General features: G+C 72.2%; 20 protein-coding genes and 1 pseudogene. 10 read left to right on the forward strand and 11 right to left on the reverse strand.

The features are described from left to right. Positions 1–18: 18 nt before the first annotated feature. The 3 genes from AGRA3207_RS01310 (at position 19) to AGRA3207_RS01320 (ending at position 3,581) form a co-directional block, all read left to right on the forward strand. Positions 19–801: a nucleoside phosphorylase gene (locus AGRA3207_RS01310; RefSeq protein WP_231332710.1), complete on the forward strand. Its 783-nt coding sequence runs from the start codon at positions 19–21 to the stop codon at positions 799–801. Positions 802–853: 52 nt separating this feature from the next. Then, positions 854–2,119, forward strand: coding sequence for an MFS transporter (locus AGRA3207_RS01315; RefSeq protein WP_231332711.1), 1,266 nt, complete (start codon positions 854–856; stop codon positions 2,117–2,119). A 217-nt stretch (positions 2,120–2,336) separates the two neighbouring features. Continuing rightward, the gene (locus AGRA3207_RS01320; RefSeq protein WP_231332712.1) at positions 2,337–3,581 is read left to right on the forward strand and encodes a serine hydrolase domain-containing protein; all 1,245 of its coding nucleotides are present in this window, start codon (positions 2,337–2,339) and stop codon (positions 3,579–3,581) included. Here AGRA3207_RS01320 and AGRA3207_RS01325 read toward each other — a convergent pair. Further along, positions 3,569–6,802, reverse strand: coding sequence for an ATP-binding protein (locus AGRA3207_RS01325; protein WP_231332713.1), 3,234 nt, complete (start codon positions 6,800–6,802; stop codon positions 3,569–3,571). The two genes, AGRA3207_RS01320 and AGRA3207_RS01325, sit on opposite strands and share 13 nt — an antisense overlap. 72 nt (positions 6,803–6,874) lie before the next feature. After that, complete coding sequence (locus AGRA3207_RS01330) at positions 6,875–7,249, reverse strand: winged helix-turn-helix transcriptional regulator (RefSeq protein ID WP_273699988.1); 375 nt, start codon at positions 7,247–7,249, stop codon at positions 6,875–6,877. Between the two features lie 131 nt (positions 7,250–7,380). On the opposite strand from AGRA3207_RS01330, the gene AGRA3207_RS01335 reads away from it, so the two are divergent. Beyond that, entirely contained in the window at positions 7,381–7,746 is a 366-nt protein-coding gene (locus AGRA3207_RS01335) for a DoxX family protein (protein WP_231332714.1), read from the forward strand. Between the two features lie 20 nt (positions 7,747–7,766). Here the strand turns inward: AGRA3207_RS01335 and AGRA3207_RS01340 are convergent, their stop codons facing one another. Then, on the reverse strand, positions 7,767–8,153 hold the full coding sequence (locus tag AGRA3207_RS01340; protein ID WP_231332715.1) for a RidA family protein: 387 nt from the start codon (positions 8,151–8,153) through the stop codon (positions 7,767–7,769). A gap of 75 nt (positions 8,154–8,228) precedes the next feature. On the opposite strand from AGRA3207_RS01340, the gene AGRA3207_RS01345 reads away from it, so the two are divergent. Then, positions 8,229–8,900: a TetR/AcrR family transcriptional regulator gene (locus tag AGRA3207_RS01345; protein WP_231332716.1), complete on the forward strand. Its 672-nt coding sequence runs from the start codon at positions 8,229–8,231 to the stop codon at positions 8,898–8,900. Between the two features lie 48 nt (positions 8,901–8,948). Here AGRA3207_RS01345 and AGRA3207_RS01350 read toward each other — a convergent pair whose 3' ends face one another. The 4 genes from AGRA3207_RS01350 to AGRA3207_RS01365 all read right to left on the reverse strand — a co-directional run bounded on the left by AGRA3207_RS01350 (position 8,949) and on the right by AGRA3207_RS01365 (position 12,215). Beyond that, positions 8,949–9,752: an ABC transporter permease gene (locus tag AGRA3207_RS01350; protein ID WP_231332717.1), complete on the reverse strand. Its 804-nt coding sequence runs from the start codon at positions 9,750–9,752 to the stop codon at positions 8,949–8,951. Beyond that, positions 9,749–10,723: an ATP-binding cassette domain-containing protein gene (locus AGRA3207_RS01355; protein ID WP_231332718.1), complete on the reverse strand. Its 975-nt coding sequence runs from the start codon at positions 10,721–10,723 to the stop codon at positions 9,749–9,751. Before AGRA3207_RS01355 ends, AGRA3207_RS01350 begins: the two co-directional genes overlap by 4 nt. Before the next feature lie 28 nt (positions 10,724–10,751). Further along, positions 10,752–11,597 carry a DUF4097 family beta strand repeat-containing protein gene (locus AGRA3207_RS01360; protein ID WP_231332719.1) on the reverse strand — a complete coding sequence of 282 codons (846 nt, stop codon included), beginning with the start codon at positions 11,595–11,597 and terminating at the stop codon, positions 10,752–10,754. Between the two features lie 78 nt (positions 11,598–11,675). Beyond that, positions 11,676–12,215 (reverse strand): toxin-antitoxin system HicB family antitoxin, encoded by a 540-nt coding sequence (locus AGRA3207_RS01365; RefSeq protein WP_231332720.1) that lies wholly within the window; start codon positions 12,213–12,215, stop codon positions 11,676–11,678. A gap of 148 nt (positions 12,216–12,363) precedes the next feature. On the opposite strand from AGRA3207_RS01365, the gene AGRA3207_RS01370 reads away from it, so the two are divergent. Further along, on the forward strand, positions 12,364–13,137 hold the full coding sequence (locus AGRA3207_RS01370; RefSeq protein WP_231332721.1) for a methyltransferase domain-containing protein: 774 nt from the start codon (positions 12,364–12,366) through the stop codon (positions 13,135–13,137). Positions 13,138–13,198: 61 nt separating this feature from the next. On the opposite strand, the gene AGRA3207_RS01375 is transcribed toward AGRA3207_RS01370, so the two are convergent. Both AGRA3207_RS01375 and AGRA3207_RS01380 read right to left on the reverse strand, forming a co-directional pair. Next, complete coding sequence (locus AGRA3207_RS01375; protein ID WP_231332722.1) at positions 13,199–13,738, reverse strand: DUF1062 domain-containing protein; 540 nt, start codon at positions 13,736–13,738, stop codon at positions 13,199–13,201. 315 nt (positions 13,739–14,053) lie between these two features. Continuing rightward, positions 14,054–14,191: pseudogene (locus tag AGRA3207_RS01380) on the reverse strand (VOC family protein); the annotation flags it as partial. 180 nt (positions 14,192–14,371) lie between these two features. On the opposite strand from AGRA3207_RS01380, the gene AGRA3207_RS01385 reads away from it, so the two are divergent. The 4 genes from AGRA3207_RS01385 to AGRA3207_RS01400 all read left to right on the forward strand — a co-directional run bounded on the left by AGRA3207_RS01385 (position 14,372) and on the right by AGRA3207_RS01400 (position 17,804). Next, a complete protein-coding gene (locus tag AGRA3207_RS01385) occupies positions 14,372–14,920 on the forward strand; it encodes a dihydrofolate reductase family protein (protein WP_231332723.1) in 549 nt (182 codons plus the stop codon). A gap of 245 nt (positions 14,921–15,165) precedes the next feature. Then, positions 15,166–16,323 (forward strand): serine hydrolase domain-containing protein, encoded by a 1,158-nt coding sequence (locus AGRA3207_RS01390; protein WP_231332724.1) that lies wholly within the window; start codon positions 15,166–15,168, stop codon positions 16,321–16,323. 77 nt (positions 16,324–16,400) lie between these two features. Then, positions 16,401–16,892, forward strand: a complete 492-nt coding sequence (locus tag AGRA3207_RS01395) for a darcynin family protein (protein ID WP_420830852.1) — start codon at positions 16,401–16,403, stop codon at positions 16,890–16,892. Positions 16,893–17,024: 132 nt separating this feature from the next. Next, positions 17,025–17,804, forward strand: coding sequence for a class I SAM-dependent DNA methyltransferase (locus AGRA3207_RS01400; protein ID WP_231336200.1), 780 nt, complete (start codon positions 17,025–17,027; stop codon positions 17,802–17,804). A 38-nt stretch (positions 17,805–17,842) separates the two neighbouring features. Here AGRA3207_RS01400 and AGRA3207_RS01405 read toward each other — a convergent pair whose 3' ends face one another. Both AGRA3207_RS01405 and AGRA3207_RS01410 read right to left on the reverse strand, forming a co-directional pair. Then, on the reverse strand, positions 17,843–18,424 hold the full coding sequence (locus AGRA3207_RS01405; RefSeq protein ID WP_231332725.1) for a dihydrofolate reductase family protein: 582 nt from the start codon (positions 18,422–18,424) through the stop codon (positions 17,843–17,845). 64 nt (positions 18,425–18,488) lie between these two features. Then, a complete protein-coding gene (locus AGRA3207_RS01410) occupies positions 18,489–19,328 on the reverse strand; it encodes a helix-turn-helix domain-containing protein (protein ID WP_231332726.1) in 840 nt (279 codons plus the stop codon). Between the last annotated feature and the right edge of the window lie 75 nt (positions 19,329–19,403).

Consider the following 19,403-nt stretch of genomic DNA (forward strand, 5'->3'; position numbering starts at 1 on the left):
ACGGATGGAAGGAAGCCGATGAGCAGCGAGAACCTGGCCCACCACCTGCACCTTCGCGCCGAGGACGTGGGCCGGTACGCCCTACTGCCGAACTGCCCCGAGCACGTCGCCCCGATCGCCGCGCTCCTGGACGACCCGGAGTTCGTGGCGCGCAACCGCGAGTTCGAGACCTGGCGGGGCACGCTGGGCGGCGAGAGGGTCATCGTCACCTCCACCGGCGTGGGCGCGCCGTCGACGGCCCTGGCCGTGGAGGAGCTGGCGGCGCTCGGGGTCGAGACGATGATCCGGGTCGGCGCGTCGGGCTCGATGCTGCCCGACGTCGTCAACGGCGAGCTGGCCGTCCTCACGTCCGCGATCCGCGACGAGGGCACCACCAAGCAGTACCTGCCGGTCGAGTTCCCGGCGATCGCCGACATCGAGGTGGTGCTCGCGCTGCGGGAGGCCGCCGAGCGCGCGGGCGTGCCGTTCCGGTGCGGGACCGCGCACACCAAGGACTCGTACTACGGCGAGACCGAGACCGACCGCATGCCGATGGCGGCCACGCTGAAGGAGCGCTTCGAGACTTGGCGCCGCGGCGGGGCCGTCTGCTCGGAGATGGAGTCCGCGGCCGTGTTCGTCGTCGGCACCGTGCTGAAGGTGCGGACGGGCAGCGTCGTGCTGATGTGGAGCCAGGACGCGATCGACAACGGCCCCGCGCCCTCCATCGAGCCGCTCTTCGCCACCGCCGTCGACGCGGTGCGCACGCTCGTCGCGACGGGCACGCGGTCCGGCGCGGCCGCGCCATCGGCCGTCGGGGCGTGATCGCGGACGACGGATACGCCCGGTATCTCCAGGGCACGCGGGGGCGCGCGACGTGACGACCAACCGCTCTCCCCTGGAGGCCGACGGGGGCTCGTCCGACCGTCCAGGTCCGGACGACACGGCCACCCGGGCGGGACATCCGCGCGGACGGCGGCGGACGGCGGTGCTGGTCGCCGTCGTCCTGGTCGCCATGAACCTCCGCGTCGCGGTGACGAGCATGGGCGCGGTGCTCGACCAGGCCCGCGCCGACCTCGGGATGTCCACCCTCACGGCGGCGACCGCGGCGACGCTGCCGGTCGTGTGCTTCGGCGGCGTCGCCCTGGCGATGCCCTGGCTCATCCGGCGCGCGGGCGCGAACGCCGGGCTCGGCCTGGCGCTCGTGCTGCTGCTGGTCGGGCTGCTGGTGCGCGTCACCGGCGGGGAGGTCACGCTCCTCGCCGGGACGTTCGTCGCCTGCGCCGGCATCGCGGCGGGCAACGTGCTGATCCCGGTGATCGTCAAGATCGAGTTCCCGGCCCGCATCGGCGAGGTCACCGGCGCCTACAGCGCCGCGATGTCGGCCGGCGCGGCGATCGGCGCCGCCGCGACCGTGCCGGCCGGCGAGGTGGCGGGCGGCTGGCGGGGCGGGCTCGCCGTCTGGTCCGTGCTCGCCGCCGTCACCCTGCTGGTCTGGCTGCCGCGGATGCGCCGGACCGCCACCCCGTCCGAGACGCGCGTCCTGGTGACGGCCATGATGCGCAGCCCGGTCGCGTGGGCGGTCACCCTGCTCTTCGCGACGCAGTCGGTGCTCGCCTTCGTCGTGATGGCCTGGCTGCCGACCATCTACATCGACGCCGGCTTCGCGCCGGGGGAGGCCGGCACGCTCCTGGCCGTCGCGCTGCTGGTGGGCGTGCCGGTGTACTTCGCCGTCCCGGTCCTGGCGGCGCGCATGCGGCGGCAGGGGGTGCTCGGCGCGGGGATGACCGTCCTGCAGATCATCGGCCTGATGGGGCTCCTGCTGCATCCGGAGTGGGTGCCGTGGCTCTGGGCGGCGCTCATCGGCATCGGCGGCGGCGTGTTCCCGCTCACCCTGGCGCTGTTCAGCATGCGGACCCGCACCGCGGCGGACACGGCCACGCTGTCGGCGATGGCGCAGAGCGTCGGCTACCTCCTCGCCGCGTTCGGCCCGTTCGCCGTCGGCGTCCTCCGGGACGCCACCGGGTCCTGGTCGACACCGGTGACGCTCCTCGTGGCGATCTGCGTCATCCAGGCGGTCCTGTCCTTCAGCGCCGGCAAGCCGCGTTTCGTGGGCGAGCGGGGCGAGGGACCAGGCCGATGACCGGGGCCGGCGGCCGATGCGGAGGCGGCCGGCCCCGGTCCAGCACGTCCGGCTTCACAGGACGGGCGAGGCGGGACGGGCGAGGCGGGACGGGCGGCTGACAGCGCGCTGTGTGCGGTCTGTGAGCGGGGGGCCGGAAGGTGGGTGCCGTCCGCGTCACCTAGCACCCGGAGGCCACGGGTCCATGTCCCCTCGTGAACCATCGTCCGATCGCGCCGTGCGGTCACGTCTGCTGCGCAGCCTCACGGCCTCGGCACTGGCCGTCGGCCTGGCCGCGGCCACCGCGCCACCCGCCTCGGCCACGCCGCAGGCGGCGCGGGCGGGGGCCGGGACGCAGCGTGCCCAGCTGCTACGGCTGGCACGGAACCTCGTGGACGCCGGTGCGCCCGGCGTGATCGTGCGGGTCGACGACGGCGCCGGACGGCCGGTCGAGATCGCCGAGCAGGCCGCCTGGACCAGACGGGACCACCCGCTCCAGGCGGGGGACGAGTTCCGGATGGGCTCCAACACCAAGCCGATGATCGCCACGCTCGTGCTGCAACTGGCCGCCGAAGGCAGGCTCGCCCTGGGCGATCCGGTGGAGAAGTGGCTGCCGGGCCAGGTGCCCGGCGGCGAGGCGATCACGTTGCGCATGCTGCTGAACCACACCAGCGGCCTGTTCGACTACACCGAGGACCCCGCGATCCGGCCATCGATCCTCGGCAAGGACCGGCGGCGCTGGACCCAGGCGGAACTGCTCGCCCTGGGCGTCAAGCACGATCCGCTGTTCGCGCCGGGCACGAGATGGTCCTACAGCAACACCGGCTACGCCGCCATCGGCGCCGTCCTGGAGAAGGTCACCGGGGCACGCCTGGCCGATCTGGTGCGGGACCGGATCGCGCGGCCGCTCCGCCTCCACCACACCTACTATCCCGTCGGCTCCGCCTGGCGCGGACCCTACGCCCGTGGCTACGAGCCCGACGCCGACCACATGCCGGCGGAGGTTCCCGCCGGGTTCAGGGACTTCGCCGGGCCACGCCACCACGGTCACGTGGACGTCTCCGGCAACGACCTCGCATGGGGAGGGGCGGCCGGAGCGGTCGTGTCCACCACGCAGGACTGGTCCCGCTTCTACACGGCGCTGATGTCCGGCAAGCTGCTGCCCGCCGCGCAGCTGGCGCAGCTGCGCACCACGGTCCCGGTGGACGCGGAGCATCCGGACGGGCCCGGCTACGGGCTGGGCATCCAGACCGGCACCGGCCCGTGCGGCACCTTCTGGGGCCATGACGGCGGCGTGCCCGGCTACCTGACCACCACCCTCACCGACCGCGCGGGCGGACGCACCGCGACCGTCCTCATCGCGACGGAGTTCTGGGCCGAGTTCGAGGCCGACCCGAAGATCGCCGAGGCCGCCCACGCGCTCCAGAACGCCGTGACCTGCACCATGTTCGGCAAGCCCGTGCCGGCGGCTCAGGCGGGCTGACCGGCGCGGCCGGTCCCGGGCGCGGTGACGGCCGCGGAAACCAGGCCCTCGGCCTCCGCCCGCGACATCGCCGCCCCCGCGCCCTGCACGGCCGCGAGTCCGGCGGCGCCGAGCGCGGCCGTGACCCGCCGCGTGATCTCCCGCACATCGGGGTCGCCCGGGTCGGGCCGGCCGCGCAGCACGTCCGCGGCCCCGAGCAGCCGTCCCGCCCGTTCCGGCCGGTCACGGCCCAGCTCGATCGCGCTGGCCGCGACCGCGATCGCCGCCGCGACCGGCGTGTTCCAGGTCAGCATCAGGCGCACCGCCTCGTGGTCGAGGCGGTGCGCCGCCTCGTCCGGGTGTCCGCCCGCGGCGTCCACCTGCGCGAGGACGCCCAGCAGCAACGCGGTCATCAGCGGCGTGGTCGACCTGCCGGCAGGTGCCCCGGCCACCCCGGCGAGGGCGTGCTCGCGGGCGGTTTCGGGCCGCCCTGCCCACCACTCCAGCCGCGCCGAGCCCAGGCGTATCTGGGTGCGCGACTCCGCCGAGCCGCTCCGCCCGGCCTGGTCGAGCAGTTCCGCCAGGCGCCGCCGCCCGCCGTCCACGTCGCCCGTCCGGGCCCGGTGCAGCGCCGCCGCCACCTCGTTCTCCATGGTGTGCTCGGGCATGCCGAGCTCGCGGAAGTACCGGGTCGCGCGCTCGGCCAGGGCGGGCGCCCCCTCGGATTCGCCGGACCGGGAGAGCGCCGAGTTCAGGGTGCTCAGCGTGGTCGCCAGACCCCACCGCTCGCCGGTCTCCTCGAAGCCGTCCAGCGCCTGCGACAGCAGATCCGCGGCCTCGGCGGCGGCCCCGGCGTTCATGGTCACGACGCCGCGCGTCAGCAGGGCCAGCGACCGGCTCCACGGATCGGCCCGCCCGCCCGGGAGAGCGGGCCGACCGGCCTCCGCCCGGACACCTCCCGGGCTGATGGCGAGCGCCAGGCGGGCCATCTCCAGGATCGGGTGCGTGCCGGGTCCGGCGTCGGCCAGCGCCGCCCTCATCCGCCCGAACGCCGCCTCCGCCTCGTGCGGCCCGGCGGCCTCGGTGGTGGCGAGCGCATGCGCGGCGACCACCAGCGGATACCCCGGCAGCTCGCTCGCCCCGCGGACCTGGAGCACCCGCCCGAGCAGGTCGAGCGACTCCGGCGGGAAGTCCCGCAGGAACCAGTACCAGCCGAGCGCGACACCGAACCGGACCGCCGAACCCGCGTCGCCGTTCTCGGCCGCCCAGCGGATCGCGGCCGACAGGTCGTCCCGTTCCGCGGACAGGCGCGCCAGGCAGCGCAGCTGGCCGGACGTGCGCAGGCACGGGTCCGCGCCCTCGGCCAGCCGCAGGAAGAACCCGGCGTGCCGCCCGCGGGCGTCGGCGAGCTCGCCGCGCCGGGCCAGCCGCTCCAGGCCGTACTCCCGGATCGTCTCCAGCACGCGGTAGCGCGGCTCGGTCGGGTCGGCGGACTCCGCCGGGTGCAGCAGGGACTTGTCGACCAGCGCCGCCAGCGTCTCCCGGACGTCGCCCGGGCGGACGTCGCCCGGCAGCCCGATCGCCTCCGCCGCGTCCTCGGCGAAGGCGCCGCGCACCACCGACAGCCGTTCCAGCAGCCCCCGCTCCCCGCCGTCCAGCAGGTCCCAGCTCCAGGCCACCGCGGCGGCCAGGGTCCGGTGCCGCGGCAGCGCGGTGCGGCTGCCGCCGGTGAGCAGCCCGAACCGGTCGTCCAGCCGCGCCGCGACCGCCTCGGCCGGCAGGCTGCGCAGCCGCGCCGCGGCCAGCTCGATCGCCAGCGGCAGGCCGTCCAGGCGGCGGCAGATCTCGACCACCGCCGTCAGCGCGCCGCCTTCCAGGGCGAAACCCGGCCGCACCGCCGCCGCCCGGTCGTGGAACAACCGGACCGCCGCGCAGGCGCGGGCCCGCTCCGCCGTCGCGTCCGGCCCGGGAACCTCCAGGGGCGGCACGGGGTGCAGGGTCTCGCCGTCGATCCGCAGGGGCTCGCGGCTGGTGGCCAGCACCCGCAGCCGCGGGCACCGGCCGAGCAGGAACCCGGCGAGCAGCGCGGCGGCCTCGATCACGTGCTCGCAGTTGTCCAGCACCAGGACCAGGTCGTCGTCCGCGATCACCTCGGCCAGGCGGCCGGGCACCGCCTCCGGCGCGACCGGCCCGGGCCCGCCCTCGTCCCGCGCCCGCAGTAGATCGAGCACCACACGGGGCACGTCGTCCGCGCCGACCGGGGCCAGCGGGACGAACCACACCCCGCCGGACGGCGCGAGCCGCCGGCCGACGGTGCCGGCGAGCCGTGTCTTGCCCGACCCTCCGGCCCCGACCAGGGTGACCAGCCGCGAGCGCCCGAGCAGGCCGACCACGCGTCGGACGTCACCGTCACGGCCCACGAAACTGGTGAGCGGGACGTCGAGGTTGCCGCGCGACCGGTGGACCCGGGTGGCTTCACCCCGCAGGACCGTCATGTGGGCCTCGTGGAGATGCGACCCGGGATCGGCGCCGAACTCGTCCGCCAAGTGGCCGCGGATCCGCTCGTAGGCGGCCAGCGCCTCGGCGCCCCGTCCGTCCAGCGCCAGCGCGCGGACCAGCTGGGCGTGCAGCCGTTCGCGCAGCGGGTGCGCGGCCGTCAGCGACTCGAGCTCGGCGACCAGGCCGGGGCCGGCGCCCAGCGCCAGTTCCGCCTCGATCCGGTCCTCCAGCGCGGTCAGGCGGACCCGCTCAAGCCGTTCGGCCTCGGCGGCGGAGAACGGCGCCTGGCGCACATCCGCCAGGGCGGGCCCGCGCCACAGATCCAGGGCCTCACGCAGAGCGGCGACGGCCTCGGCGGGACGCGACTCCGCGTGAGCGCGCCGTCCCTCGCGCGCCAGCCGCTCGAACCGGACGGCGTCGACCGCGTCCGGCGCGACGGCCAGCCGGTACCCGGCCGGGCCGGACGTGACGAGCCCCGGGTGGCCGAGGACGCGCCGCAACCGGGACACCAGCGATTGCAGGGCGTGCAGCGGGGCGTCGGGTGCCGCCCCGTCCCACAGCGCCTCGACCAGGGTCGCGGTCGCAACGTCGCGCCCGGCGTCCAGCGCCAGACGGGCCAGCAGCGCCCGCAGCCGCGCACCCCCGGCACGCGCCGGACCGGTCACGGTGTCCAGCGCCAGGGGACCGAGGACGCCGATCCGCACCTCCGTACAGGCGCCGCCCGGCTCGGTCGCGTCCGCCATGGTCAGGAGTCTGGCAGATGACCGCGCGCACCTGAGAAACACCTTCCTGGCGGTCCTGACCGGCCGCCCACCTCAGGCTCGGTTCTGGTACGCCTCTCTGCTGGCCTCGATGTGCGGGACGTGTTCCATGGCCCAGCCGGCGAGGGTCAAGGCCGGGGGGATCAGGCTCTTGCCGGTGGGGGTCAGTTCGTACTCGACCCTGGGCGGGACCTCGGCGAACACCGTCCGGGAGACCAGGCCGTCGCGTTCGAGGTTCCGGAGTGTCAGGGTGAGCATGCGCTGGGAGATCCCGGGGATCTGCTTGTGCAGGTCGGTGAAGCGCAGGCTGCCCTGATCGAGCGTCGCCACGATCAGCAGCGTCCACTTGTTGCAGATGCGGTCGAGGATGGCGCGGATCGTCCGCCCTCCGTCGCCCCGGATCATGCAGGTGTGCTCGTACTCCGACATGGCGGTCCCTGTCAGTAACGCACATGCTTGTGCCTTTTGTAAGGCTTCCAATAATGACGCATCATGGGGCTGCTTACGACTCGTAACCATCGTGGCCAGAGCCACGTCACCAGCCTCCGAGGTGTCCTTCCATGGAGATTTCCTACTGGGTCGTCGCGGCGCTCCTGGCCGCCTTCTACCTGTTCGCGGGCGGCAAGAAGGCCGTCCAGAGCCAGGAGCGGCTCCGGCCGATGATGGGCTGGGTGGACACCGTCCCCATGCCGCTCGTGCGGGTGATCGGAGTGCTGGAGATCCTCGGCGCGGCCGGCCTGATCCTCCCGCCGCTGACGGGGATCGCCGCCTGGCTGGCCGTCGCGGCGGCGGGCGGGCTCGTCCTGATCCAGATCGGCGGCATCACGGTCCACCTGAGCCGCGGCGAGGCCCGGATGATCGGGCTCAACATCGTCCTCCTGGCCGCCGCCGCGGCCGCGGTCTGGCTCGGCACCACCTGGCTGTGAAGCCGCCGTCCCGGCCCGGCTCAGTCGAGGACGGCGGTGGCCTCGATCTCGACAAGGTGGCCGGGGTCGGCGAGCGCGACGACGCCCACCCCCGTCAGCGGCGGGACGGGGGTGACGCCCAGCGTCGCGGCGGCCCGGGCGAGGCCCTCCATGAACAGGGGCATCTTGTCGGGGGTCCAGTCGACGACGTAGACGGTCAGCTTCACCACGTTCTCGAAGGAACCGCCGACCTCGGCGAGGGCGGTCGCGATGTTGAGATAGCACTGCTCGACCTGCGCGGCGAAATCTCCGCCGCCGTGGGCGACCTGGCCGGCGACGAAGGCCAGCCTCGATCCCGTGGCGACCGAGACCTGCCGGTAGAGGTCGACCTGCGGCAGTCCTGCCGGGTTCACCAGGGTGATGGCCATGCTGACTCCTCGTGGTAGAGGCCGAAACCTCGGATTCACTGACCATAGCATTGCTATGCTATGTATTCTGGTGCCGTGGCAAGGACGAGGGACCCCGCGGTCCGCACGCTGCTCATCGAGCGGGCCGCGCACATGCTCCGCCTCCGCGAGCCCATCACGCTGCGCTCCCTGGTGGCGGGCACCGGAGTCTCGACGATGGCCGTCTACACCCACTTCGGCGGCATGGACGGGATGTGGAAGGCGCTGCGGCAGGAGGGCTTCACCCGCCTCGCCGCGAGGTTCGCCGAGCTGAGCGTCTCCGCGGACCCCGTCCGGGACCTGGCCGCCCTCGTCGCCGCCTACGTCGGGAACGCCCTGGACCATCCCGATCTGTACCGGGTCATGTTCGACGCGACCTTCGACCTCGAAGACCTCAAGGCCGCGGACGCCACCCTGGAGTACCTGGTCCAGGCCGTCCGGCGGGGCGCGGACTCCGGGCGTTTGCGCGCGGACGCCGACCCGCTGCAACTGGCGATCCAGAGCTGGGTGATCGGCCATGGGCTCGTCTCGCTCGTCGCCAACGGTCCCCTGCCCTGCGAGACGCTCGACCACGGCGTGCCGATGCTGACCGCGCTGTTCGTCGGCGAGGGGGATCGGCCGGACAGGTGCCGCGCGTCGGTGGAGCGGGGCTGGAGGCGGTCGTTCCCCGCAGAACCGGCCGGCGACGGCGCGCCTACAGCGGTTTCGCGCCGTTCTCCCGAACGCTGAAGGCGCCCCTCCGGTTCGGCGGGGGCGCCTTTGGCGTTGTGCCGGTGGTCAGTTGCTGACCGCCCTCTTGTAGAGGCGGGTCGCCAACGGGACGAACACGACCAGGATGATGGCGATCCAGAGCAGCGACGCCGGGACGGCGTGCTGGACGGGCCACGCGTCCGAGGTCTTCATCGCGGAGCTGGTGTTGCCGAAGAGTTCACGTGCGGCCTGGGTGAAGGTGGAGACGGGGTTCCATTCGGCGACGACGCGCAGCGGCGTGGGCAGCCGGGAACTGTCGAGGTAGGCGTTGGAGATGAACATCAGCGGGAAGGAGACCATGGTGGCGATGTTGTTGAAGCTCTCCGGGGTGCGCAGGGCCAACGCGACGGTCGCCGTGAACCAGGAGAACGCGTAGGCGAACAGCAGCAGCAACCCGAACCCGAGGACGGCCTCGTAGGGCGAGGTGTGCACCCGCCAGCCGACGATCAGTCCCATCACCGCCATGACGACCAGGCTGGCGAGGTTCATCAGCAGGTCGCCGACGGTCTGGCCGATCAGCACCCCGGACGGGGCCATCGGCAGCGAGCGGAACCGGTCGAAGATGCCCTTCTGCAGGTCCAGGGTCAGGGTGTACCCGGTGATCTGCGCGCCCATGATCACGGCCTGGACGAAGATGCCGGGCAGCAGGAACTCCCGGTACGGCATCCCCGGGACCTCGATGACGCTGCCGAAGACGTAGGCGAACATCAGCACGAACACGATCGGGAACATGATCGCGGAGCCGAGCAGGTCCGGTGACCGCCTGATCTTGAGGGTGTTGCGCCTGGCGATGGTCCAGCCGTCGGCGAGGGGCATGGTGAGCGCGTTCATCGGGTGGCCTCCCGGGCGTGCGGGTCGGTGCCGGACGCCTGGTGCCCGGTCAGGGTGAGGTACACGTCGTCGAGGGTGGGCCGCCGCAGCCCGGCGTCCCGCACCCGGACCCCGGTGCCGGCCAGCCGGCCGAGGACCTGGCGGAGCGACTCGGGACCGTCGGTGACCGGGACGGTGATCCGGAGCGACTCCGGTGCGGTCCGTATGGCGCCGACGGCGACCCAGGCGAGGGCCTGCCGTGCGGTCTCCAGCTCGGCGGCGTCGGTCACGGTCAGCTCGATGCGGTTGCCGCCGACCTGGTCCTTAAGCTCGTCGGCGGTGCCGCGGGCGATGGCGCGGCCGTGGTCGACCACCATGATCTGGTCGGCGAGGCGGTCGGCCTCCTCCATGTACTGGGTGGTCAGCAGCAGTGTGCTGCCGCCCGCGACGAGTTCGGAGATGGTGTCCCAGAGCGCCGCGCGTGCGCGGGGGTCCAGGCCCGTGGTGGGTTCGTCCAGGAACAGGACCGGCGGGTCGGCGACCAGCGCGCCGGCGAGGTCGATGCGGCGGCGCATGCCGCCGGAGTAGCCCTTCACCGGACGGTCCGCGGCGTCGGTGAGGTCGAAGCGTTCGAGCAGCTCGCGGGCGCGGGCCTTGCTGCGCTTGGCGCCCAGGTGGTAGAGCCGCCCGACCATCTCCAGGTTCTCGGCGCCGGTGAGGTGCTCGTCGACGGCGGCGTACTGGCCCGACAGCCCGATGTGCCCGCGCAGGCGCCGGGCGTCGCGCACGACGTCGCATCCGGCGACGGTGGCGCGGCCGCCGTCCGGGCGCAGCAGCGTGGTCAGCACGCGCACGGTCGTGGTCTTCCCGGCGCCGTTCGGGCCGAGCAGGGCCAGCACCGTCCCTTGCGGGACTGCGAAGCCCAGCCCGTCCAGGGCGGTCACCTCGCCGTACCTCTTGACCAGTCCCTCGGCCGTGATCGCGTCGCTCATGGGGGGCTCCTAGCTGGTGTTCGGGAGGTCAGGACCGGTGGATGTCGATGTCGCCGTAATTGGTGTGCACGTGCACCTCGACGACCCTCTCGGCGGTCTCGGGGCCCTCGGCGGCGGTCAGGGCGTTGCGCACCACGCCGTTCTTGGAGTGCAGATCGAGCCACGCGGCCGTGCCCTCGGCGATGCCGACGCCGACCTTCCCGTAGCCGTTCTCCAGGTGGAGGGCGCCGCTCACCGCCGCGTGGATCCGGATCCGGCCGTGCGCGCACTTGGCGGTGAGGTCGGCCGTCACACGGTCGACGGTGATGTCGCCGGTGGCGGTCTTCAGCTGCAGGTCACCGGCGACGTCGCCGAGGGTGATGGCGCCGGTGGAGGTCTTCAGCGAGCCGGGACCGCCGATGCCGCCGATCCGGATCGTCCCGGTGGCCGCGGTCGCCTCGGCGGGCCCGGTCACCCGGTCGACCGAGATGTCGCCAATGGACGCCTTGGCCTCCAGGGAACCGGTCTCCTCCAGGCGCAGGTCGCCGTTCGAGCTGTGCAGGACGGCCTGACCGAGCGGCCCGGTGGCGATGACGTCCGCCGCGCAGTCGGCCTCGACACGGGATCCGGCCGGCAACCCGATGACCACCTCGATGGAGCCGCGCCAGGGCAGCAGGTATCCGAGGGCCTTGGGCTTGGGCCCCTTGACCAGCAGCCGCCCGCCGGAGAACTCGACGATCGTCCGCTCGGCGGCCTGCACGCTCGCCTCGTTGGACGGGTCGCTCGGGCGCACCTCCACCACGGTGTCGGCGCGGTCGCCGGCGTAGATGCGGACCTGGCCGATGTAGATCTGGATGTCGGCGGTGATGGGTTCGGGGGAGTCGTAAGCAGGCATGGCGGAGCCCTCCTCATGGGTCCGGTGGTGAATCCCGGCCTTGGGACCGGGCGATGAGATCGGTGGTGCCGGGCTGCGCTAACGCACCCAGCCGGTGTAGCTGCGTCCGCTCGGGGACTGGTGCGGCCGGTCGGCGGGCCCGCTCCCGGCGCCGGGGTCGAACGCGGCGGAGACGGCGCGGACCAGCCAGGCGTTGACGGAGATCCCCTGCCGCCCGGCCGCCTCCTCCACACGCGCCTTGAGGTGCTCGGGCAACCGCAGGGTCATCCGCGCGGTGCCGCCCTCCTCCGCGGACGGGGGGGCGGTGGCGGGCGCCGGGGTCTCCGGCGCGGACTCGGCTCCGCCGGCGGGCACGCCTCCCAGCGTGTGCCCCGTCTGCGGCGGCGTCACCACGAACGCCGGGTCGCCGCCGCGCAGCCGCACGTCGACCGAGCCCGGCGCGAGATCACGGGTGATCTCGTCCGCCGCCGCCGACAACGCCTCCAGCAGGGTCAGCCTGGCGGCCGACTCCAGCGCGCCGGTGAGGCGCTCGGCCAGCGCGCGGGCGTCCGGGCCGCCCGCCTCGGCGGCGACGGCGAGCTCGCGGCGGAGGTTCTCCACGTACGGCATCAGATCCATGCCCCAACTATGACGCCAAGACGACGTCACGTCAAGCGCCAAAGTGACGTCACTTGGCATCAGTTGACGTCATGTGGCGCCATCGGACGTCATCGGCAGGAAGGGGGCACTTGACTTCAAGTGCACTTGAAGCCGCAGGATCCCGGACATGGACACGAATCAGACGACGGGCCGTACCAGCGGCGACACCGACGCGCTCATCCGTCTGCTCGACATCGCGGACTCCATCCCCGGGGCGGTGGAACTGCGTGCGCGTTCCTACGAGCTGCTCGGCGTCGAACCCGGCATGAAGGTCGCCGACGTCGGATGCGGACCCGGCCGGGCGGCCGCCGAGATGGCCGAACGGGGCGCGCGGGTGATCGGCATCGACCCCGACGAGCGGATGATCGACGTCGCCGTCCGGCGCCGGCCCGCCGCGGACTTCCGCGTGGCCGGTGCCTACGACCTGCCCTTCCCCGACGGCGCGCTGAGCGGCTACCGGGCCGAGAAGGTGTTCCACGTCCTGGACGACCCCGCCCGCGCGGTCGACGAGGCGCGGCGGGTGCTCGCCCCCGGCGGACGCATCGTCCTGCTCGGACAGGACTGGGACACCTTCGTCATCGACGCCGACGACGCAGCGCTCACCCGCACCATCGTGCACGCGCGCGCCGACCTCGTCCCCACACCCCGCGTCGTCCGCCGCAGCCGCAACCTCCTCTTGGACGCGGAATTCACCGACGTCACCGTCGAGACCCGCACCCTGGTCTTCACCGACGCGACGATGGTGCCCGCGCTGACCGACCTCGCCGAGAAGGCGCGCTCCGCCGGGGCGATCAGCGAAGCGCAGGCCGGGGCCTGGATCGCCGAGCAGCACGACCGCGGCCGACGCGGACGCCTGTTCTTCGCCCTCCCGATGTTCCTGACCGCGGCGACGCGCCGGTGACCCTCGTCCGTGAGGTCGTCGCCCAGGCCGTGGCGGGCCGGGCGGCCCGCCACGGCCCCCGCTAGCCCGCGGCCATCACGGTGAAGGCGAACCCGGCGCTGGTGCGACGTCGCAGCGGAATGTCGCACTTGACCCGGCGCCGGACCTCGTTCCTGCTGAGGCCGAGGCCGGACGCGATGAGCCGCTCGGGGCGCACCGGTACCGGATCCTCGAAGACGACCTCGACCTTGACCGGCCACGCCTCGTCGAGCCGGGCCGACGGGGCGTCGAGGCGCCAGGCCCCCGTCCAGTCCAGCGTGAAGCGGTTGCGCCGGGCGAGCAGCGGATCCAGCAGCCTGGACGCCACCAGATCCGGATCGTTGACGCGGTACCCGTGGAGCTCGGCCGGGTCGAAGGACCCGGCCGGCACCCGCTCGTGCACCGTGAGCTTGGCCGTCCGATCGCACGACAGGCAGCGGACCAGCAGCCACACGTCCAGCAGTTTGCCGTTGGCGTTGACGCGGAACCTGCCCTCGCCGACGGTCGCCGACCCCGAGCGGCAGTCCACGCACCGCAACGACAGCAGAGGCAGCCTGGTCCGCCGGACGACCCAGGGCAGCACGGTATGAGGTTGTGAAGACATGATCTCTCTAGACCTGACACGAGGCCGATTACGCGCGACCTCGAACGCCGTATGACCGGGCGCACAAGGGCAGCCCGGCGGAACCGACCGCAACGTCGGCTACAGGTGAGCGGAAGGTGTCAGGTCTAAAGGGCAGGCGGGGTCACGCGGTCATCCTCTGTCTTCACTACGGCGGGGCCGGAGGCAATCTATGCGAACGCGGCAGGAGGGCTCAACGGGTTTCCGGCCAGGGCCGCGCTGCCGGACGCCTCCATGGTGAGGGCGCCGACCTTGACGTGACCCGGCCTGTCAGCCCGGGTTGAGGACACAGAACTCGTTGCCCTCGGGGCCGGCCAGGACCCTCCACGGGACATCGCCCTGGCCCACGTCCGCCGACGTCGCACCGAGATCCTTCAGTCGCGCGACAAACTCCGCCTGATGGGCCGCAGAGGTGCACCTGAACAAGTCGTAGCACCATGCCACCCAACCCTACGTTTAGCAGGACGGGGCGTTATCAGCCACCCAGTCGTCGTCACTCATGAGAAAAGTCAGCGTCGCGCCCTCCTCAAACAACACATTTACCGACCGGACGACCACCTCACCTGCGGCTTCGACGATTGATACCCTCGCGCAATGCGGCCTCTTCGGTATTCCATCAACGTCACATTGGACGGATGCTGCGACCATCGCGCGATCGTCCCGGGCGAAGACCTGCATCGTCACGCGGCCGAGGGCATCGCCCGGGCCGATGCCCTCCTCTTCGGCCGGGTGACCTACGAGATGATGGAGACGGCATGGCGTCCGCCGGTGCAGCCGGGAGCGAGGCCGGATTGGATGGAACCCTTCGCCCGGACGATCGACGCGGCAAAGAAGTACGTCGTGTCGAGCACCTTGGGCCGGGTCGATTGGAATGCGGAGGTCGTGCGCGGGAATCTGGAGACGGCGGTGCGGCGGCTCAAGCAGGAGTCCGGCAACGGACTGCTCGTGGGAGGTGTGAAGCTCCCGCTGGCGTTGGCGGAGCTGGGATTGATCGACGAGTACGAGTTCATCGTGCATCCGGCACTGGCGGGCCATGGTCCGACATTGTTCGCAGGGCTCTCAAAGAGCATCGAATTGAAGCTTGTGAGCCGACTGGAGTTCGACTCGGGGGCCGTGGCGATGCGGTACGAGCCGAGAAGCTGACGATCCGCCCCGGCGTCCCGCAGCAGCCGCAGCAGCCGTGTCATCACGACGACCCGCGGCGGGGTCATCTGACTGTCGCTGCGCGCCGGTTCCTCACTATCGGAAATTGTGTATCGCGGGCGTATCGAGAAATTCATACGGCACCGCAACGGCCTTCCGTCTTTTGTGGAGGCGCGGACCGTCGTGGTCCGCGCCGAGGACATGCTCCCTCGGTTCCGGAGGGTGAGCACGAAAAGGGACGCCTCATGCCATATAAGAAGGTTCGTGCGCCGTGGGGGAGGGCCGGCCTGGCCGCCGGTGCCGCCATGGCGATGCTGGCCTATGCCTGGCCTGCCACCGCCGCGCCGGCGCGGGTGGGGAACGTGCAGAAGGCCATGGAGGAACTGGCCGACGCCCCCGGGGTCGTCGGAACCGTCGGCGGGGCCTACGTCGACGGGCGGCCCGTCGGGCTGGGCAGCGCGGGCTCCCGGTTGCTGGGCGGGAAGGGCGGGAGAATACCCGCGACCTCTCGCTTCCGGATCGGGTCGCAGACCAAGGAGATGGTGGCGACCGTGGTGCTGCAACTGGTCCAGGAGGGCAGGCTGGGCGTGGACGACAAGCTCCACGACCTGTTGCCGGAGGTGGCGGAGAAGGACCTGGTGGCGCGGGCCGACGAGATCACGGTCCGGCAGATGATCCGGCACACCTCCGGGATTCCCGACTGGTACGCCGCCGAGCCGAACCCGGACGGGAGCGAGGGCGAGCTCTCGTTCGACGTGTTCGACTTCACGACCCATTACCGGCCGCTCGATCTGGTGAAGTGGAGCCGCGGCCGTCCCCGGACCGGGGAACCGGGTGAGAAGTGGTCCTACTCCAACACCAACTACACCCTCCTCGGCATGATCATTGAGAGGTCGACCGGCCACGACCTGGCCACCGAGATGCACAGGCGCCTGTTCGGCCCGCTCAGGATGACCAAGACCTACCTTCCCCTCAAGCCGCCGGAGGGCATCAAGGGGCCGCACGGCCACGGCTACTTCCCGGACGCCGACGGCAGGCTGCGCGACGTCGACCGGTTCAACGCCAGCATCGCCGGGGCGGCCGGAGGGGTGATCTCCACCGCGCACGACGTCAGCGCCTTCAAACGGGCGTTCATCCAGGGCAGGCTGCTGCCGCCCGAACTCCAGCGAGTCCTGACCGAGCGGCTGCCCAAGGGCTCGCGCGTCCTGGATGACGGTATCGGCCTCTGCGGCGGCACCTTCAACATCATGGGCGGGACCACCGCCGGCTACCTCGCCATGACCTTCTACTCGGATGACGGCCGCCGTCAGCTGGCGGTGTCGGCGACACTGAGCGTCAAGGACCCCTCCGCAGTGGGCGAGGCCATGGGCAAGACCGTGGAGACCGTCTTCTGCCCGTCCTAGCCAGCGGCAGATCCGGCCCCTCCACCGCATCAAAGGCCAAAGCGGAGGGCGTCCGGCGGGTCGCCCGCGGTCGCCGGGTGAACGAGCGGCTGCTGCGGGAGCCGGTGCCCGCGGTGACCGGCGTCCTCGTCCGGCGCGGAGCGGACTTCGCGTCGGCCGAGGACGCCGTGCAGGAGGAGGCCGGCTCGATCCGCGGGAACGGCGTCTTCACCGACACCGCCGCCGCGGACCGTCCGGCCCCGATGGTGGCCGTCGCCGACATCGCCGCGACGGCGGCCGGGCTTCTCCTGGACCGCTCCTGGACCGGTGTCGGCAGTGTCCCGGTGATCGAGGCCCGCACCCGTGGCGTCCGCTCCCGCTTCTACGACACGGAGCCCTACTCGGCGCGGATCACCGACATCTGGGTCTGGGAGGCGGACGACCATGACGCCTACCGGCTGCTGATCGACGCACTGCGCGAAACCCCTTTCTGGGACCGCTACTTCACCGTCGTGGCCCTGCTCGTGGGCACCGAGAACGGCTACGCCCGCACCTACGACCTGGACCCGGTGGCCACCCTCGCCACCTGACGTCCCTCCCCGACCGGGCCGGTGCCGCCACCACCCGAACCGCCCTCGAAATCAGTCGCTCGGCGATCCGCGGCTCACGGGAGCCGAAAATGGGCTGAGGAGCCCTCGATCGCGGGCGTAGCGTCGGTGACCATGATCGGTAAAGCGGATGTGGGAGACGACCCTGCGGACGGCTGGTTCCCCGAGAGCGTGGCAGCGGGCTATGACGCCCCGGGCGGCGCGAACGTGCCGGAGGTGGTGACGTCCGCGGTGGACGTCCTCGAAGACCTGGCCGACGGTCCGGTATTGGAATTCGCCGTCGGCACCGGGCGGATCGCGGCGCCGCTGGCCGCCCGCGGGGTGCCGGTGAGCGGCATCGAACTGAGCCGCGCGATGGCTGCGCGGATCGCGGGCAAGCCGGGCGGCGACGCGGTCGAGGTCACGATCGGCGATATGACGACGACGCGGGTGGCCGGTCATTTCTCGCTGGTCTATCTGGTGTTCAACACCATCAGCAACGTGACCACACAGGACGGGCAGGTGGACGTCTTCCGGAACGCGGCCGCGCACCTTCGGCCCGGCGGGCTGTTCCTCGTCGAGGTGGCCCTGCCGGACCTGCGCCGCCTGCCGCCCGGTCAGGACACCGTCCCCTTCACAATGGCGCCCGGCACCGATGGCGGCGGCTACGTCGGGTTCGACCAATACGACGTCGTCACGCAGGAGTTCACCTCGAACCACGTCACCGTGTCAGCAGACGGGACGGGCCGGTTCCACCGGATTCCCTTCCGGTACGCCTGGCCGGCCGAGATGGACCTCATGGCGCGCATCGCCGGAATGACCCTGAAACACCGGTGGGCGGACTGGGACCGCTCGGAGTTCACGGCTGAGAGCACCAAACACGTGTCGATCTGGGAGACGGACCCGAGCATATGACGATCCAGGGGCAGCGATGCAGTACCCGCTCAGATCGGTCAACGGCGCACCCGATAGCGCAGGTGAAGCACCCGGTTGCTCTGAATGACCACGTCGGGATCCTCCAACAGATGCTGCGCGTGGACCGACCCGAAGTAGCGCTTGCCGGACCCGAACACGACGGGTACGACGTCCATGCGCACCTCGTCGATCAGGCCCGCGGCCAGCACCTGGCCACCGACGTCGCCGGCGGCGACCTCGACCATGCGGTCGCCCGCGAGCTCCTGCGCCTTGGCCACGGCCGCCTCGACGCCGTCGACGAAGTGGAACGGCGCCCCGGGGTCCCAGCCCTCGGGCTCCGGCCGGTGCGTCACGACGACCACGTGGTCGATCCCGCCCGGAGGCTTCCCGTCCCAGCCGTCCGTCATGTCGAAGACGTGGCGGCCGACGATCGTCGCCCCGATCTGGTCCCAGTACGGCCGGATGTAGTCATAGGACGTCTGCGACACCTTCACCTCGCCGCTCTCGTCCAACGGGACGTCACCGCCGGTCAACCAGTCGAACAGCGGGCCGGGCCGGTCATTCTCGTCGGCGACGAAGCCGTCCACCGACACCGAGCTGTACATGACCACCTTGCCCACGGGGCCCTCCTCTGCTTTGGGGTGCCCAAAATAGCTGGTCGTGCGCTGTCGCTCTTGTACGAAATCAATCGGCGGGCAGCGGCCAGCCGTCCATCGCGTGGCCGGGATGTTCGCGCAGGAACCGCCGCCGGACCTCGACGTACCGGGTCGGCGTGAGCCCGGTGAACGCCCGGAACTCGTGGCCGAAGTGGGCCTGGTCGAAGTAGCCCGCGCCACCGGCGAGGTCGCCCCAGTCGATCGGCCCGGCGGGGTCGATCGCGAACACGGTGGCGGCGAAGCGGTAGGTGCGGGCCAGCCGCTTCGGCGTGACGCCGATGAGCTGCTTGAACCGCTGCGCCAGATGGGTGCTGCTGACACCGGCCGCCACGCTCAGGTCGCCGATCGCCACCGCCCCGCTGGTCGCCGCGATGACGCTGCTCGTGTGGCGGACCAGCCCCAGCCCGGCGGTCTCTCGCAGCCGTCGCATCAGCTCGTCCTCAAGCAGCGTCAGCATCTCGTGCGGTCCGTCCGCCGCTGCCAGCCGCTCTCGCAGCTCGGCGATGGCGGATCGGCCCCAGACCTGCTCCACCGTCACCGGCCGGTCACGCAGCTCGGCCGCGGGCATCGGGAGGAACGGCGCCGGCCCCCACGGCTTGAAGTGCACGCCGACGGACCGGGTGGGGAGGGGGTAGCCGAACTCGAACGCGCGGGTGGGCGTGGTGATCACGCAGCCGTCGGCGTACTCGGCCGTCTCGATGTCGGTGCCGGCGCGGATGTGGAACGGCGCCCCGAGGTTGACGATGAGCAACGCCGCCGGCATCGGCGGCAGCGTCAGCCGGGCGTACGGCGGCGCGCCCTCCAGGTAGTAGAGGTCGTCGATCAGCGCGTCCAGCGGCGGCCGCGGCACTCTGGACACGTACTCCACCCGCACAGTATCGCCGACGCCCCGCCGGCATCGCGCGCCGGGGATTGTGCAGCCGTCGGTCACCTTGAAGCGCGG

Origin of the sequence: Actinomadura graeca, assembly GCF_019175365.1 — a bacterium.
GTDB classification, from domain to species: domain Bacteria; phylum Actinomycetota; class Actinomycetes; order Streptosporangiales; family Streptosporangiaceae; genus Spirillospora; species Spirillospora graeca.

Bases quoted from the DNA above. Each gene is read 5' to 3' on its own strand.
- AGRA3207_RS01310 (WP_231332710.1), top strand. From the start codon at position 19: ATGAGCAGCGAGAACCTGGCCCACCACCTGCACCTTCGCGCCGAGGAC.
- AGRA3207_RS01325 (WP_231332713.1), bottom strand. From the start codon at position 6,802: ATGGCGGACGCGACCGAGCCGGGCGGCGCCTGTACGGAGGTGCGGATC.
- AGRA3207_RS01330 (WP_273699988.1), bottom strand. From the start codon at position 7,249: ATGTCGGAGTACGAGCACACCTGCATGATCCGGGGCGACGGAGGGCGG.
- AGRA3207_RS01335 (WP_231332714.1), top strand. From the start codon at position 7,381: ATGGAGATTTCCTACTGGGTCGTCGCGGCGCTCCTGGCCGCCTTCTAC.
- AGRA3207_RS01340 (WP_231332715.1), bottom strand. From the start codon at position 8,153: ATGGCCATCACCCTGGTGAACCCGGCAGGACTGCCGCAGGTCGACCTC.
- AGRA3207_RS01350 (WP_231332717.1), bottom strand. From the start codon at position 9,752: ATGAACGCGCTCACCATGCCCCTCGCCGACGGCTGGACCATCGCCAGG.
- AGRA3207_RS01355 (WP_231332718.1), bottom strand. From the start codon at position 10,723: ATGAGCGACGCGATCACGGCCGAGGGACTGGTCAAGAGGTACGGCGAG.
- AGRA3207_RS01360 (WP_231332719.1), bottom strand. From the start codon at position 11,597: ATGCCTGCTTACGACTCCCCCGAACCCATCACCGCCGACATCCAGATC.
- AGRA3207_RS01365 (WP_231332720.1), bottom strand. From the start codon at position 12,215: ATGGATCTGATGCCGTACGTGGAGAACCTCCGCCGCGAGCTCGCCGTC.
- AGRA3207_RS01370 (WP_231332721.1), top strand. From the start codon at position 12,364: ATGGACACGAATCAGACGACGGGCCGTACCAGCGGCGACACCGACGCG.
- AGRA3207_RS01385 (WP_231332723.1), top strand. From the start codon at position 14,372: ATGCGGCCTCTTCGGTATTCCATCAACGTCACATTGGACGGATGCTGC.
- AGRA3207_RS01390 (WP_231332724.1), top strand. From the start codon at position 15,166: ATGCCATATAAGAAGGTTCGTGCGCCGTGGGGGAGGGCCGGCCTGGCC.
- AGRA3207_RS01400 (WP_231336200.1), top strand. From the start codon at position 17,025: ATGATCGGTAAAGCGGATGTGGGAGACGACCCTGCGGACGGCTGGTTC.